Origin of the sequence: Sphingomonas sp. ID1715, from assembly GCF_013044515.1 — a bacterium.
Lineage (GTDB): Bacteria > Pseudomonadota > Alphaproteobacteria > Sphingomonadales > Sphingomonadaceae > Sphingomonas_B.
In genome coordinates, this window is sequence record NZ_JABEPR010000001.1 from 209,721 (window position 1) to 223,905 (window position 14,185).

A 14,185-nucleotide genomic window follows, 5' to 3' on the forward strand; every position below is an offset into this window, starting at 1 on the left:
AGCCCCCCAGCTCCGCCGGGGAGGGTAGAACAAGGGCTGGCGTTACGTCTTGGATGGAATCGACATCGCGTCCGCCTCCGGCGGCACGTACGTCAGGCGCGCCTCGGGCGAAAAAAGCCGCTCGGCGGTATAGAAGCGGAGCGGCCAATCGCGCCGCCCGCGTTCGCTCAACAGCAGGGCGTTCGTGCGCGCGCGCAGCTCCTGCACCTCAGTTTCACGCGCATGGTCGCGAATGGCTGAAAGATAGGTCAGCGTGATCGTGTGGTGATAGCCTTCGGTGGCCGTGTTCTTGCCGCCGACACTCTCGTTGAAACGGCGGATGAAGCCGGGCAGTTCGGCGTCGAGGTCGAGATCGGGGCGCTCGACGACGAGGTAAAGCGTGGCGCCGAGATGCGCTTCGTGCGTCCAGCGGGCGCGTTCAAGCGTGCAGGCGATCAGGCCTTCGCCAAGGCGCCGGATCTCGGCGGCCGTGGCGAACAGGCGGGGCGAATGGTCCGTCATCGGGATCGGGCTCCTGGTCGTGGCGCCCGATCCGTCAGTGACCGGGCTGATTAGGCGGCTTTGGGGGCGCTTTGGCGGACACCCTCGTCGACATGGCTTTCGAATTGCGCGAAATTGTCGATGAATTGCTGGACCAGCTTGCGCGCGGTCTGGTCGTAGGCATCCTTGTCCGCCCAGGTGCTCCGCGGATCGAGGATCGATGCGTCGACGCCGGGCACGCTCACCGGCACCTTGAAGCCGAAATTCGGGTCGGTGCGGAACTCGGCATTATTGAGGCTGCCGTCGAGCGCGGCGTTGAGCAGCGCGCGGGTCGCCTTGATCGGCATGCGGCTGCCGGTGCCGTATTTGCCACCGGTCCAGCCGGTGTTGACCAGCCAGCAATCGACGCCGCCCTTGGCGATCCGCTCCTTCAGCAGATTGCCGTAGACCGACGGGTGACGCGGCATGAACGGCGCGCCGAAACAGGTCGAGAAGGTCGCATCCGGCTCGGTCACGCCGATCTCCGTTCCCGCGACGCGGGCGGTGTAGCCGGAGAGGAAGTGGTACATGGCCTGATCCGGCGTCAGCTTCGCAATCGGCGGCAGCACGCCATAGGCGTCGGCCGTCAGGAAGATCATGTTCGCCGGCACCGGCCCGAGATTCTTCTCCGAGGCGTTCGGGATGAACTCGATCGGATAGGCGCCGCGGCTGTTTTCGGCGAGCGTGTTGTCGTCGAAGTCCAGTTCGCGCGTGACCGGATCGATCACCACATTCTCGAGCACCGTGCCAAACCGCTTGGTGGTCGCGTAGATTTCCGGTTCGGCCTCGGGAGAAAGCCGGATCATCTTGGCATAGCAGCCGCCCTCGAAGTTGAAGACTGCGGTATCCGACCAGCCATGCTCGTCATCGCCGATCAGGGTGCGGCTGGCGTCGGCCGACAGCGTGGTCTTGCCGGTGCCGGACAGGCCGAAGAACACGGCCGTGCGGCCGTCCGGCCCGACATTGGCCGAGCAGTGCATCGGCATCACGCCCTTGGTCGGCAGCAGGTAATTGAGGATGCCGAACACGGACTTCTTCATCTCGCCGGCATAGGCGGTGCCGCCGATCAGGATCAGCTTCTCGCTGAAGTTGACGGCGATCACCGTCTCTGACCGGGTGCCGTGACGCTCGGGATCGGCCTGGAAGCTCGGCAGGTCGATGATCGTATATTCGGGCTGGAATCCGGCGAGATCAGCCTCTCCCGGCCGCACCAGCAGCGTTCGGATGAAGAGATTGTGCCACGCGAACTCGTTGATCACGCGGACGCGCACCCGGTGCTCGGGTTGCGAGCCGCCGAACAGGTCCTGCACGAACAGGGTCGGCTTCGTCTTCAGATGGGCGAGGAAATCCTGCTTCAGCGCCTGAAAATGGTCGGGGGTCATGCCCTTGTTGGTCTTGCCCCACCAGACGCTCTGCTCGGTCTCGGCATCGCGCACGATGAACTTGTCGTTGGCCGAGCGGCCGGTGTGCTTGCCGGTGGCGACCACGAGCGGGCCGTCCTTCGCCAGCACGCCTTCGCCCCGGCGGACCGCATGCTCGACCAGCGGCGCGGTGGTCAGATTCCAGTGGAGCTCCGCTCCGGTTTCAATGCCCATATGAGCGAGCGTGTAAGCAGGCGCGCGGTTGGCCAAGAGGACCCTCCCCATACAAAGACAAAGGGCGCGCCTCCGAGGACCGGGGCACGCTCCGTTAAGCCGCCGAACTACTCCGGCGGTTCCTTGCCGTCAAATGAACGAGATGGTGAACGGGTTCCCGCGCCGGTTTCGCTTGCCTCTGCAAGGGCTTTCCACTAAGGCGCGCGCGTCCGGCGAGCCCAAGGTCTCGCGGAGGGAGGCGCAACGGGATTCCGGTGCGCCCTTTTGGCATTCTTGTCGATCACCTCTGCGCAACTCGGGTCCGCCTGATGCCTTGCCGGCATGGGGCCGGCGAGGCGGATTGGCCTTGTCCCGACCCAGGTCGGGATAGACCGCCGGAACCAACCGGCTGGCCAGCAACTGTGATTAGGAAGACCAACTCCTTATGGCCACTGCGGCTTTTCCCACGCGCTCCGACTTCGAAGCGCTTCTCAACGAAACTCTGGGTGGTGCGAACGAAGGCTTTGAAGGCCGCGTCGTCAAGGGCACCGTCACCGCGATCGAGAACGACATGGCCGTCATCGACGTCGGCCTGAAGTCGGAAGGCCGCGTGCCGCTGCGCGAGTTCGCGGCGCCGGGCCAGAAGGCCGAACTGAACGTCGGCGACGAAGTCGAAGTGTTCGTCGACCGCGTCGAGAACCACTCCGGCGAAGCGATGCTGTCGCGCGACCGCGCGCGTCGCGAAGCCGCCTGGGACAAGCTTGAGGGCGAGTTCGCCGCCGGCAACCGCGTCGATGGCGTGATCTTCGGCCGCGTGAAGGGCGGCTTTACCGTCGATCTCGGCGGCGCCGTGGCCTTCCTGCCCGGCAGCCAGGTCGACATCCGCCCGGTTCGCGACGTGCAGCCGCTGATGGACATCCCCCAGCCCTTCCAGGTGCTGAAGATGGACCGCCGTCGCGGCAACATCGTCGTGTCGCGTCGCGCAGTTCTCGAAGAAACCCGCGCCGAGCAGCGCACCGGCCTGATCCAGAGCCTGCATGAAGGCCAGGTGATCGACGGCGTCGTCAAGAACATCACCGACTATGGCGCGTTCGTGGACCTGGGCGGCATCGATGGCCTGCTCCACGTCACCGACCTCAGCTACAAGCGGGTCAACCATCCGTCCGAAGTGCTGAACATCGGCGACACGGTGCGCGTGCAGATCATCCGCATCAACCGCGACACGCAGCGCATCTCGCTCGGCATGAAGCAGCTCGAGAGCGATCCGTGGGAAGGCGCTTCGGCCAAATATCCGATCGGCGCGAAGCTCCATGGCCGCGTGACCAACATCACCGAATATGGCGCCTTCGTCGAGCTGGAAGCCGGTATCGAGGGTCTGGTCCACGTCTCCGAAATGAGCTGGACCAAGAAGAACGTGCACCCGGGCAAGATCGTCAGCACTTCGCAGGAAGTGGACGTGATCATCCTCGAGGTGGACGAAGAGAAGCGCCGCATCTCGCTCGGCCTGAAGCAGGCGCAGCAGAATCCGTGGGAAGCCTTCTTCGAGAAGCACCCGGTCGGCAGCCAGGTCGAAGGCGAAGTCAAGAACGCCACCGAATTCGGCCTCTTCATCGGCCTGGAAGGCGACGTCGACGGCATGGTCCATATGTCGGACATCGCCTGGGGCATTTCGGGCGAGGACGCGCTCAACCTGCACCGCAAGGGCGAGACCGTGCAGGCGGTCGTGCTCGACGTGGATGTCGAAAAGGAGCGCATCTCGCTCGGCATGAAGCAGCTCGAGCGTGGCGCCCCGTCGGGAGCCGCCGCCGATGCCTCGCGCCTGCGCAAGGGCGAGGTCATCACCGTCACCGTGCTTGAAGTCCGCGACGGCGGCCTTGAGGTGCAGGCGGGCGACGATGGCGCCACCGGCTTCATCAAGCGTTCGGACCTGGGCCGCGACCGCGACGAGCAGCGCCCCGAGCGCTACCAGGTCGGCCAGAAGTTCGACGCGATGGTGACCGGCTTCGATCGTTCGAAGAAGCCGACCTTCTCCGTCAAGGCGATGCAGATCGAGGAAGAGAAGAAGGCAGTCGCCCAGTACGGCTCGTCCGACTCGGGCGCGTCGCTCGGCGACATTCTCGGCGCGGCCCTCAACAAGGCGCGCGAAGAGAACAAATAAGACGATGGGAAAGCCGCCACTCCGCAAGGGGTGGCGGTTTTTTCCAACTCGACTCGCAAGGCTGCTCGCCTTGCGCTATGCTGTACCAAGTAAGGTAGCGTATTCAGTCGAATGGCGGTCTGGGGGGACCGTCGAAGGTTGGTGGGGGACCAGCGCTCCGGCATGCGGAGGACGCTCCAGCTTTGGCCCGCCAGGCATGAAAGGGAGCCTATGATCCGGTCCGAACTCGTCCAGATGTTGGCCGCCGATAATCCCGGCCTGTCCAATAAGGAGATCGACACGATCGTCTCCATCTTCTTCGACGAGATTTCCCAGCGGCTGGCCGAGGGCGGCCGGGTCGAGCTGCGCGGCTTCGGCGCCTTTTCAACGCGCGCCCGCGACGCCCGCACGGGCCGCAACCCGCGCACCGGCGAGACGGTCGATGTGGACGCCAAGCGCGTCCCCTATTTCAAGCCCGGCAAGGAAATGCGCCAGCGCCTGAACGTATGACGACAATCGCGCGCGCCGCTCGGATCAACCGCACGGGCGGTCCAGATGTGATCGACATCGTCGACGCCACGCTGGCACCGCCCGGCTTGGGCGAAGTCCGGATGCGGCACACGGCGATCGGCCTCAACTTCATCGACACCTATCACCGCAGCGGCGTGTATCCAGTCGAACTGCCGTCGGGCCTCGGCCTCGAGGCAGCGGGCGTGGTCGAGCAGGTCGGCGATGGCGTGACCTTTTGGCGCGCCGGCGACCGGGTCGCCACTTTCGGGCCCCATCGCGGCGCCTATGCGAGTGCGCGCAACCTGGCGGCGGACGCGCTACTGCCCATTCCGGACGACATCTCCGACGAGATCGCGGCGGCGGCGCTGCTCAAGGGCTGCACCACCGAATTCCTCGTCGAGCGCTGCGCGCGGGTGGAAGCCGGCTGGCCGGTGCTGGTCCACGCGGCGGCCGGCGGGGTCGGGCTGATCCTGGTGCAATGGCTGAAGGCAATCGGCGCGCGGGTGATCGGCACGGTTTCGACCGAGGCCAAGGCGGCACTAGCGCGCGAGGCCGGCGCGGACGAGATCATCCTCTACACGCAGGAAGACACGGCCGCGCGCGTGCGGGAGCTGACCGGTGGCGCCGGCGTACGCGTCGTGTTTGACGGGGTCGGCATGGACACCTGGGCGGCTTCGCTGGCGGCCACCGCCCTGCGGGGGATGATCGTCAGCTATGGCAATGCCTCGGCACCGGTTTCCGGGGTGAATCTCGGCGAACTGGCAGCGCATGGTTCCCTGTTCGTCACGCGCCCGACACTGTTCGACTATTACAGGACAGCCGAAGAGCGGCGCGCAGGGGTCGATCGCCTGTGGCAGATGCTCCGCTCGGGACAGGTGCAGGTCACCATCGGCCAACGCTACTCGCTCGAACAGGCCGCGCAGGCGCATCGCGATCTGGAGAGCCGCCAGACCAGCGGCTCGACCCTCCTCCTGCCCTGATCGCGCTCAGCTCTTCAACCGATAGCCGGTCCTGAAAATCCAGGCGACCACGGCCAGGCAGATTGCGAACACCGCGAGCGTGATCGCAAAGCTCGTCGCCACCGGCACGTCGGCAATGCCGTAGAAGCTCCAGCGGAAGGCACCGATCAGATAAACGATCGGATTGAACAAGGTGATCGTGCGCCATGGCTCCGGCAGCATGTCGATCGAGTAGAAGGCACCGCCCAGAAAAGTCATCGGCGTGACGATCAGCAGCGGCACGACCTGCAGCTGCTCGAACCCTTTCGCCCAGACACCGACGATGAAGCCGAACAGGCAGAAGGTAGCGGCGATCAGCAGCAGGAAGGCGATCATCACCAGCGGATGCTCGATCCGCACCGGCACGAACAGATTGGCGGTTAACAGGATGACGAGCGCGACGGTCACCGACTTGGTCATCGCCGCCCCGACATAGCCGAGCACCGTCTCGAACGCCGACAGGGGCGCCGACAGAATCTCGTATATGGTGCCGGTGAAACGCGGCATGTGGATGCCGAACGAGGCGTTGAAGATGCTTTCGGTGAACAGCGACAGCATCATCAGCCCCGGTACGATGAACGCCCCATAAGGGACGCCTCCAATCTCCGTCATGCGCGAGCCGATCGCCGACCCGAACACGATGAAGTAGAGCGAGGTGGTGATGACCGGCACCGCAAGGCCGGTCCACAGCGTCCGTTTGAACCGGTGCATTTCGAACCGGTAGATGGCGAGCACGCCGCGCAGGTTCATGCGCCCCTCCCCTCATGCACCAGATTGACGAAGATATCCTCGAGCGAGCTCTGCCGCGTCGCCAGATCCTTGAAGCCGATGCCCAGGTCCGTCATCCGCTTGATCAGCGAGGCGATGCCGGTTCGCTCCGCCTTGGCGTCGAAGGTGTAGAGCAGTTGATTGCCCTCGTCGCGCAGCTCCAGCTGCCATTCGGCAAGCTCCGGCGGAATGGCTGAAAGCGGCTCGGCCAGGCTGAGCGTCAGTTCGCGCTTGCCGAGCTTCGCCATCAGCGCGTGCTTGTCCTCCACCAGGATCAGCTCGCCGCGGCTGATCACACCCACGCGGTCGGCCATCTCCTCGGCTTCCTCGATATAATGCGTGGTGAGGATCACGGTGACGCCCTGCTCCCTGAGCTCGCGGACCATCTGCCACATGCCCCGGCGCAGCTCGACATCGACGCCGGCGGTCGGCTCGTCGAGGAACAGGATGCGCGGCTCATGGCTCAGTGCCTTGGCGATCATCACCCGGCGCTTCATGCCCCCCGACAGTTCCTTGATCTTCGTGTCGCGCTTGTCCCAGAGCGAAAGCTGCTTGAGGATGCGCTCGATCAACGCCGCGTCGCGCGGCTTACCGAACAGGCCGCGGCTGAAGCTGACCGTATCCCACACCGTCTCGAACTGATCCGTGGTCAGCTCCTGCGGCACCAGCCCGATCGCTCGCCGGCTCTCGCGATAGTCTGTGATGATGTCGTGGCCGTCGACGGTCACCGTTCCGGCGCTGGGCCGGACGATGCCGCAGATGATCGAGATCATCGTCGTCTTGCCGGCGCCGTTCGGCCCCAACAGCGCGAAGATCTCCCCGCGCCCGATCTCCAGATCGACGGGCTTCAGCGCCTGATGGCCGGAGTCATAAATCTTGGTCAGTCCGGCGATACGGATGATCTGGTCCATGCAGTGGCGCCTAGCCGCTCAACCGCCCGGCCGGCAACCACAGGCTTGACCGCACCGCCGCCGCCCCCGATCAAGCGCCGGCGTGCGGACGTGGCGAAATCGGTAGACGCAGCGGACTTAAAATCCGCTTCTCCATGAGAGTGCGGGTTCGAGTCCCGCCGTCCGCACCAGCCGCTCAGCCGATGGTGACTTCCAGCGTCATCTCGGCGTTGAGAAGTTTCGAGACCGGGCAATTGGCCTTGGCGCCTTCGGCGAGTTCGCGGAGGCGGTCTTCGGCGAGGCCGGGGACGGAGGCGGTCAGCTGCAGGTCGGAGCGGCTGATGCGGAAGCCCTCCCCTTCCTGGTCGAGCTTGACACGGGCGGTGGTCTCCAGCGTGCCTTCCTCGATCCCCTGCGCGGCAAGCGCGAAGGACAGGGCCATGGTGAAGCAGCCGGCATGCGCGGCGGCAATCAGCTCTTCGGGGTTGGTGCCGGGCTCGTTTTCGAAGCGGGTGCCGAATCCATACCGCTGATCGGTCAACACGCCCGACTGGGTGGAGATCCAGCCCTTGCCGGCCTTGCCGGTGCCTTCGTAACGGGCGCGTGCGGTGCGGGTGATCATGATCGTTGGCCTCCGATATCGCGGATGCGGAATGATCCGCTCTGCCTCAGCCGTGACGCGGGAGAACCGGACGAGTCAAATGGAAAGCCTCCGCCCCGGCGCTTGCAACCGGGGCGGAGCAGTTGGCCTACTCGTATCGAAGTGCCCGGATCGGATTGGCGCTGGCGACCTTCATCGCATGGCCGGCGATCGTGCCGACGGCGATCAGCAGCGCCAGCGCTCCCGCGGCGAGGAACGGCGTCGGCCCCAGTGCGATGCGGTCGTCGAACTTGTTCAGCCAGTCGCGCATCAGCCACCAAGCGACCGGCCAGGCGATCAGGTTGGCGACGATCACGGGCCGCGTGAACTGCCACACGAGCAACCGGACGATGTCCCGCGTGCGGGCGCCCAGCACCTTGCGGATGCCGATTTCCTTGGTGCGGCGGTCGGCTGTGAAGGCGGCGAGACCGAACAGGCCGAGGCAGCCGACGATCACCGCCAGCACGGCAAAGGCGGCGAAGATCTGCGCCCGGGCCTCTTCGGCATTGTAGAGTTCCTCGACGACATCCTCGCTGAAGCGGCCGTCGAACGGTACGTCCGGCGCGGCCGACTGCCAGGCCTTTTCAACGCCGCGGCGCACGGCCACGGGGTCGCCGTTGAACCGGACGATCATGTGGGTGTGTCCGCCGGTCGAGGAGTTTACGAACATCATCGGGTCGAGCGGCTCGCGGATCGAGCGAAACCGCGCGTCCTTGACGACCCCGATGATCGTGACGGGCATCAGCCCGGCTTCCTCGCTGAACATGGCGACCCGGAATGTCTTGCCGATGATCGCCTTGGGATCGTTATAGCCCAGCCGCTTGGCCGCAAGCTCGTTGATGACGATGTTGCCGCCGCGGGCGGTCAGCTGCGCCTCGGCCACCTTGTCCGGCGGATAGGGGGCGTTGACCTCGTCCATCGGAGCGTCGGTGCGGTACCAGCGGCCGGCGATCAGGGTCATCCCGATCGCGTCCTTCAGGCCCTGATCGACCGAGTAAATGCCGATGGTCACCGGGTCCTTGCGGCCGGGCACCATCACGCCGGTGTTGCTGTTGTTGGTGGTCGCGACGCCGATGCCGGTACGGCCGACCGCCTGAACGCCGGGCACGCGCTTGGCCGCATCGGCGATTTGCTGGCCGCGGCCGATCAGCTGGTAGCGGCTCAGTTCGTCGACCTGCAGGATATGATCGCGCTTGTAGCCGGGATCGACGGTGCGGGCGTAGACGGTCTGGGCATAGACCACGCCGGTGCAGATGATGAGCCCGATCGAGACGGCGAACTGGCAGACGACAAGCGCCTGCCGCAGGCGGCCGGTGCCCGGCGTTTCCGCCGACGACTTGTTCGCCTTCAGCACCGAAGCCGGCTGGAAGCGCGACAGGAAGAAGGCGGGATAAAGGCCACCCAGGATGCCGACGACGAGCACCAGCCCGATCACCGGTAGGATGATCCCGTCCGCGCCGAAATAGCGGAGCCGGATATTGGCATCGAGAAACGCCGAAAAGGCGGGTGTGAGCAGTTCGGCCAGCGCCAACGCGATCAGCATTGCCAGAAAGGCAACGAGCACGGACTCACCGATGAACTGGATGATGAGCTGCCGGCGGTCGGCGCCCAGCACCTTGCGCAAGGCAACCTCGCGCGCGCGTTGGCTCGCCCGTGCGGTGGCGAGATTGGTGAAGTTCACCACCGCCATGCCGAGGATCAGCAGGGCGATGACGGCAAAGGTCGTGATCGTGCCCTTGTCGTTGCCGGGGCGCATCGCGCCGTCCTGGCCTTCACCCAGATGGATGTCCTTCACCTTGACCAGGTGCCAATCCTGTTCCTCGCCGGCGTCGAAGGTGGCTTCGCCGGTGCGCTGGATCGGGATGTTGCGTTTCTCCCAGGCAGGAAGCTGCGCCTCGATCGACTTGGGGTCGGTGCCGGGCCGCAGCTTCAGATAGACGAAGCCATTCTGGCACCCCCAGCAGTCGAGCGCGTCGGGCGTGTCCGCATTCCACGCCACATAGTCGATCCGCGCGATCGCGTTCGCCTCGATATGGCTATTCTTCGGGATGTCCTGGAACACGGCGACGATGCGGAAGTCCCGGCTCTTGCCCCGGCTGATCACGGTCAGCGTGCGCCCGACGACATTGTCGGTACCGAACCGGGCAATCGCCTGCGAGCGGGAGACGGCGGCGGTGCCGGGTGCGTTCAGGTCCGCACGGTTGCCCGAAAGCAATGGCAGTTGGATGACCTCGAGCAGATTGCCGTCGGTGTAGATGAAGTCCTTGATCGTGATGGCGACGCCTTTTTCGATCATCACCGGCTCGGTCGTAAAGGCATAGACCTCCTTTTCGATCTGCGGGAAATCCTTGGCGGCGGCCTTGCCCGCCGGCCAAGGCGTCATCTGGAGCTTGTTGTCCTCTCCGGTCTCCTTCGACTTATACCAGCTCTGGAACTGGTAGACATTGTCGCTGTTCGGCAGCCACTGATCGTAGCTGAATTCATAGCGTACGAAGAGCAGGATCATCAGGCAGGCGGCCATGCCGATGGCGAGGCCTAGGATGTTGATTGCGGCGTAGACGCGGTTCTTGAGCAGTGAACGGACGCCGACAGTCAGGTAATTGCGCCACATCGGGCGGTCTCCTTATTCGTAGCGCAGCGCGCGAATGGGGTTGGCGCTGGCCACCTTGATCGAGTGGGCTGCGATGGTGCCAATGGTGATCACGAGCGCGATGCCACCGGCCAGGATGAAGGGCGTCGGCCCCAATGCGATGCGATCGTCGAACTTGTTCAGCCAGTTGCGCATCACCCACCAGGCGATCGGCCAGGCGATCAGGTTCGCGATGATGACCGGCCGGGTGAACTGCCAGACGAGCAGCCGCACGATGTCGCGCGTGCGGGCTCCGAGAACCTTGCGGATGCCGATCTCCTTGGTGCGGCGGTCGGCGGTGAAGGCGGCGAGCCCGAACAGGCCGAGGCAGCCGACGACGATTGAGAGGACCGCAAAGGCGGCGAAGGTCTTCGCCCGCGCGTCCTCCGTCTCGTACAGCTTGCCGATGATATCGTCGCTGTATTTGGCGCTGAACGGCACTTCGGTGGTGATGCCGCGCCACATCTGCTCGAGCCCGCGACGGACCGCCTCCGGATCGCCCTGATAACGCACCATCAGGTGGGTGAGACCGCCGCCGCCGGTGCGCTGGTTCACGAACATGATCGGGTCGAGCGGCTGCTTGATCGAGCGGAAGCGACTGTCCTTGACCACGCCGACGACGGTGACGGGCACGAGGCCGATCTCATTGTCGACGATCGCCGCGCGGAAGGTCTTGCCGACCGCATCGGCGGGGTTGCGGAAGCCGAGCCGCTGCGCGCCGAGTTCGTTGATCACGACGTTGGCGCCGCGCGCGGCGAGCGCCCGCTGCGCTGCGTCGTCCGGCGGGAATGGCAGGCTGGAATCGTCCAGCGGGCGCCTGTCGTCGAACCAGCGGCCGGCGACGAGTTGCAGCCCCATCGCATCAAAAAAGCCCTGGTCAACGCCGTAGAAGCCGATGCTCACCGGATCCTTGCGGCCGGGCAGCATGACGCCGGTATTGTTGTTGTTATCGGTGGCGATGCCGATGCCTGTGCGGCCCGCCGCGACCACGCCGGGCACGCGGCGCGCCCGTTCGACCAGCATCTCGCCCTTGTCGAGCAGCTGATAGCGGCTGAGCTCGCTCACCTGAATGACATGGTCGCGCTTGTAGCCGGGGTCGACGGTGCGCGCGTAGACGGTCTGCGCGTAGATGACGGCCGTGCAGATGATCAGGCCGATCGACACCGCGAACTGTCCGACCACCAGCACCTGGCGCAGCCGGCCTGAGCCCGGCGTTTCGGCCGAGGACTTGTTGGCGCGCAGCACCGATGAAGGCTGGAAGCGCGAGATGAAGAAGGCCGGATAGAGCCCGCCCAGCACGCCGACCGTGGTGACGAGCAGCAGCACTGGCAGCAGGATGCCCTGCCCGCCCAGATAGGACACCTCGATATCGGCATCGAGAAAGGCGGCGAAGGGGGGCACCAACAGCTCGACCAGCGCCAGCGCGATCACCATCGCCACCAGAGTGACGGTGATCGATTCACCGATGAACTGGATGATCAGCTGCCGGCGGGTGGCGCCCAGTACCTTGCGCAGCGCCACTTCGCGTGCGCGCTGGCTCGCCCGGGCGGTCGACAGGTTGGTGAAGTTCACCACTGCCATGCCGAGGATCAGCAGCGCGATGACGGCGAAGGTGATGATCGAGCCGCGGTCATTGCCGGGCGTCAGCGCGGCTTCCTGCGCCTTGCCCAGATGCACGTCGGGCAGGCTGACTAGGTGCCAGTCGCCGGTGTCGCCGGCATTGAACCGCGCTTCGCCGGCATTCTGGTCGGGAATGTTGCGCTTCTCCCAGGCCGGCATCTGCGCCTGCAGGGCGGCCATGTCGGTGCCCGGTTTGGTGCGCACGAACACCCAGCCCGAGTTGCAGCCCCAGCAGGTCAGGAAGTCAGGCTCGGTCGCGAAGAAGCTCTGAAAGTCCATGCGGCCGATCATGCTGGCGCTGAACGAGCTGTTCTTGGGAATGTCCCGGAACACGCCGGTTACGCGGAAATCGCGCTGCTTGCCCTTGGAGATGACTGTGAAGGTCTTGCCGACCACATCGACGGTGCCGAAGCGCTTCACCGCTTCGGTTTCGCTCACGATCGCATTGCCGACCTGTTTCAGCGCATCCTTGCTGCCGGCCACCAGGGGCAGAGGAATGGTGTCGAGCAGGTCGCCATCGACATAGCGATAGCCTTCGGTCGAGGTCGCCTGCCCATCCTTGTAAAAGACCGGCTCGGACGACAGTACATAGACCGAGCTGACGATCTGCGGGAAATCCTTTCGGAGCGCAGCCTGTGATGTGTAGGTCGACATCTGGCCGAAGCTTTCCTCGCCCGTGTCCGGGTCGCGGAACCAGGTCTGCACCTGGTGAATGTTCTTCGCCTCGGGCAGCCATTGATCGTAGCTGAACTCGTAGCGCACGAAGAGCAGGATCATCAGGCACGCGGCCATGCCGATCGCCAGGCCCAATATGTTGATGAAGGCATAGGCCCGGTTCTTCAGAAGCGACCGGATTCCGACCGTCAGATAGTTGCGCCACATGGGTCTGGTCCTACTCATCGAAGAGCGGGTGACGGCGAGCGTCGCAACGCTCGTCAGCCGCTTCGTTCAGTGGTTCTGGACGTGCGTCTGTTCGGGAGCCGTCGGGAAGCCGACGGGCATCAGGTTCATCGCCCGCAGCGTCTCCGTCAGGTCGTTGCGCCTGAGGCGCCGGCGAACGGCGTTGGTCCGTTCGCCTTTCGCCATCCGCCGGAGCTGCCCCGCCGCCGGCGAGGGCGCCGTGGTGGGAGCGGCGACGGGCCGAGCCACCTCAGCCGCGCCCTCGAACGGGCCCGTCACGCCGATCAGCAGCAGGAGCGAGCTGCCGATCATGCAGCCCGCCGACGTTCGACGAGCACGCGGCCGTCGAGCATGTTGACGACGCGGCCGGCATAGTCCGCATGCGCCGGCGAGTGGGTCACCATCACGATGGTCGATCCTTCGCTGTTGAGCTTCTGTAGCATGCGCATCACTTCCTCGCCATGTTGTGTGTCGAGATTGCCCGTCGGTTCGTCGGCGAGGATCATCTTCGGTTCGCCGACCACGGCGCGGGCGACCGCGACGCGCTGCTGCTGTCCGCCCGATAGCTGGCTGGGGCGGTGCTTCGCGCGGTGCGCGATGCCGACCTTGTCCATCACCGCCTCGACGCGTGCCTTGCGCTCCGAGGCGGGGATGTCGTGGTAGAGCAAGGCAAGTTCGACATTCTCACGCACCGACAGCTCGTCGATCAGGTTGAAGCTCTGGAAGATGAAGCCGATGTGCTTCTTGCGGATGTCGGCGAGCTTCGCCTCGGGAAGGCCCGCGACTTCGCTGCCGTTGAAGACATAGGAGCCGCTCGACGGGCTATCGAGCATGCCGATCACGTTCAGCAGCGTCGACTTGCCGCAACCGGACGGACCCATGATCGCGACGAACTCGCCATCCGCGATTTCGAGGTCGATCCGGTCGAGCGCGGTCGTCTCGACGGTGTCGGTGCGGTAGACCCGCGAGAGTTCACGCATGCTCAGCATGTGACGCTTCC

General features: G+C 65.2%; 12 protein-coding genes and 1 tRNA gene. 4 read left to right on the forward strand and 9 right to left on the reverse strand.

The genetic code is table 11. The annotated features are described in order from the left end of the window. Positions 1–42: 42 nt before the first annotated feature. Together HJG53_RS01065 and HJG53_RS01070 are read right to left on the reverse strand one after the other, a co-directional pair. Positions 43–501 (reverse strand): hypothetical protein, encoded by a 459-nt coding sequence (locus HJG53_RS01065; protein ID WP_171127393.1) that lies wholly within the window; start codon positions 499–501, stop codon positions 43–45. A 50-nt stretch (positions 502–551) separates the two neighbouring features. Next, on the reverse strand, positions 552–2,165 hold the full coding sequence (locus HJG53_RS01070) for a phosphoenolpyruvate carboxykinase (RefSeq protein WP_171127394.1): 1,614 nt from the start codon (positions 2,163–2,165) through the stop codon (positions 552–554). A gap of 373 nt (positions 2,166–2,538) precedes the next feature. Between HJG53_RS01070 and rpsA the strand changes: the two genes are divergently transcribed. From rpsA to HJG53_RS01085, 3 genes are all read left to right on the forward strand, one after another. Then, positions 2,539–4,251 carry a 30S ribosomal protein S1 gene (gene rpsA, locus HJG53_RS01075; RefSeq protein ID WP_171127395.1) on the forward strand — a complete coding sequence of 571 codons (1,713 nt, stop codon included), beginning with the start codon at positions 2,539–2,541 and terminating at the stop codon, positions 4,249–4,251. A 210-nt stretch (positions 4,252–4,461) separates the two neighbouring features. Then, entirely contained in the window at positions 4,462–4,740 is a 279-nt protein-coding gene (locus HJG53_RS01080) for an integration host factor subunit beta (RefSeq protein ID WP_171127396.1), read from the forward strand. After that, a complete protein-coding gene (locus tag HJG53_RS01085; protein ID WP_171127397.1) occupies positions 4,737–5,720 on the forward strand; it encodes a quinone oxidoreductase in 984 nt (327 codons plus the stop codon). Before HJG53_RS01080 ends, HJG53_RS01085 begins: the two co-directional genes overlap by 4 nt. Before the next feature lie 6 nt (positions 5,721–5,726). Here the strand turns inward: HJG53_RS01085 and HJG53_RS01090 are convergent, their stop codons facing one another. Beyond that, a complete protein-coding gene (locus HJG53_RS01090; RefSeq protein WP_171127398.1) occupies positions 5,727–6,488 on the reverse strand; it encodes an ABC transporter permease in 762 nt (253 codons plus the stop codon). After that, positions 6,485–7,417, reverse strand: coding sequence for an ABC transporter ATP-binding protein (locus HJG53_RS01095; protein WP_171127399.1), 933 nt, complete (start codon positions 7,415–7,417; stop codon positions 6,485–6,487). The genes HJG53_RS01090 and HJG53_RS01095 overlap by 4 nt, the downstream gene beginning before the upstream one ends. Before the next feature lie 84 nt (positions 7,418–7,501). Between HJG53_RS01095 and HJG53_RS01100 the strand changes: the two genes are divergently transcribed. After that, positions 7,502–7,587 (forward strand) — tRNA-Leu (locus tag HJG53_RS01100). 5 nt (positions 7,588–7,592) lie between these two features. Here HJG53_RS01100 and HJG53_RS01105 read toward each other — a convergent pair. The 5 genes from HJG53_RS01105 to HJG53_RS01125 form a co-directional block, all read right to left on the reverse strand. Beyond that, positions 7,593–8,018 (reverse strand): OsmC family protein, encoded by a 426-nt coding sequence (locus HJG53_RS01105; protein WP_171127400.1) that lies wholly within the window; start codon positions 8,016–8,018, stop codon positions 7,593–7,595. A 127-nt stretch (positions 8,019–8,145) separates the two neighbouring features. After that, on the reverse strand, positions 8,146–10,647 hold the full coding sequence (locus HJG53_RS01110; protein ID WP_171127401.1) for an ABC transporter permease: 2,502 nt from the start codon (positions 10,645–10,647) through the stop codon (positions 8,146–8,148). A 12-nt stretch (positions 10,648–10,659) separates the two neighbouring features. Beyond that, on the reverse strand, positions 10,660–13,167 hold the full coding sequence (locus tag HJG53_RS01115) for an ABC transporter permease (RefSeq protein ID WP_171127402.1): 2,508 nt from the start codon (positions 13,165–13,167) through the stop codon (positions 10,660–10,662). A 66-nt stretch (positions 13,168–13,233) separates the two neighbouring features. Continuing rightward, on the reverse strand, positions 13,234–13,497 hold the full coding sequence (locus tag HJG53_RS01120) for a hypothetical protein (RefSeq protein ID WP_171127403.1): 264 nt from the start codon (positions 13,495–13,497) through the stop codon (positions 13,234–13,236). After that, complete coding sequence (locus tag HJG53_RS01125) at positions 13,494–14,174, reverse strand: ABC transporter ATP-binding protein (RefSeq protein WP_171127404.1); 681 nt, start codon at positions 14,172–14,174, stop codon at positions 13,494–13,496. Before HJG53_RS01125 ends, HJG53_RS01120 begins: the two co-directional genes overlap by 4 nt. Positions 14,175–14,185 lie beyond the last annotated feature (11 nt).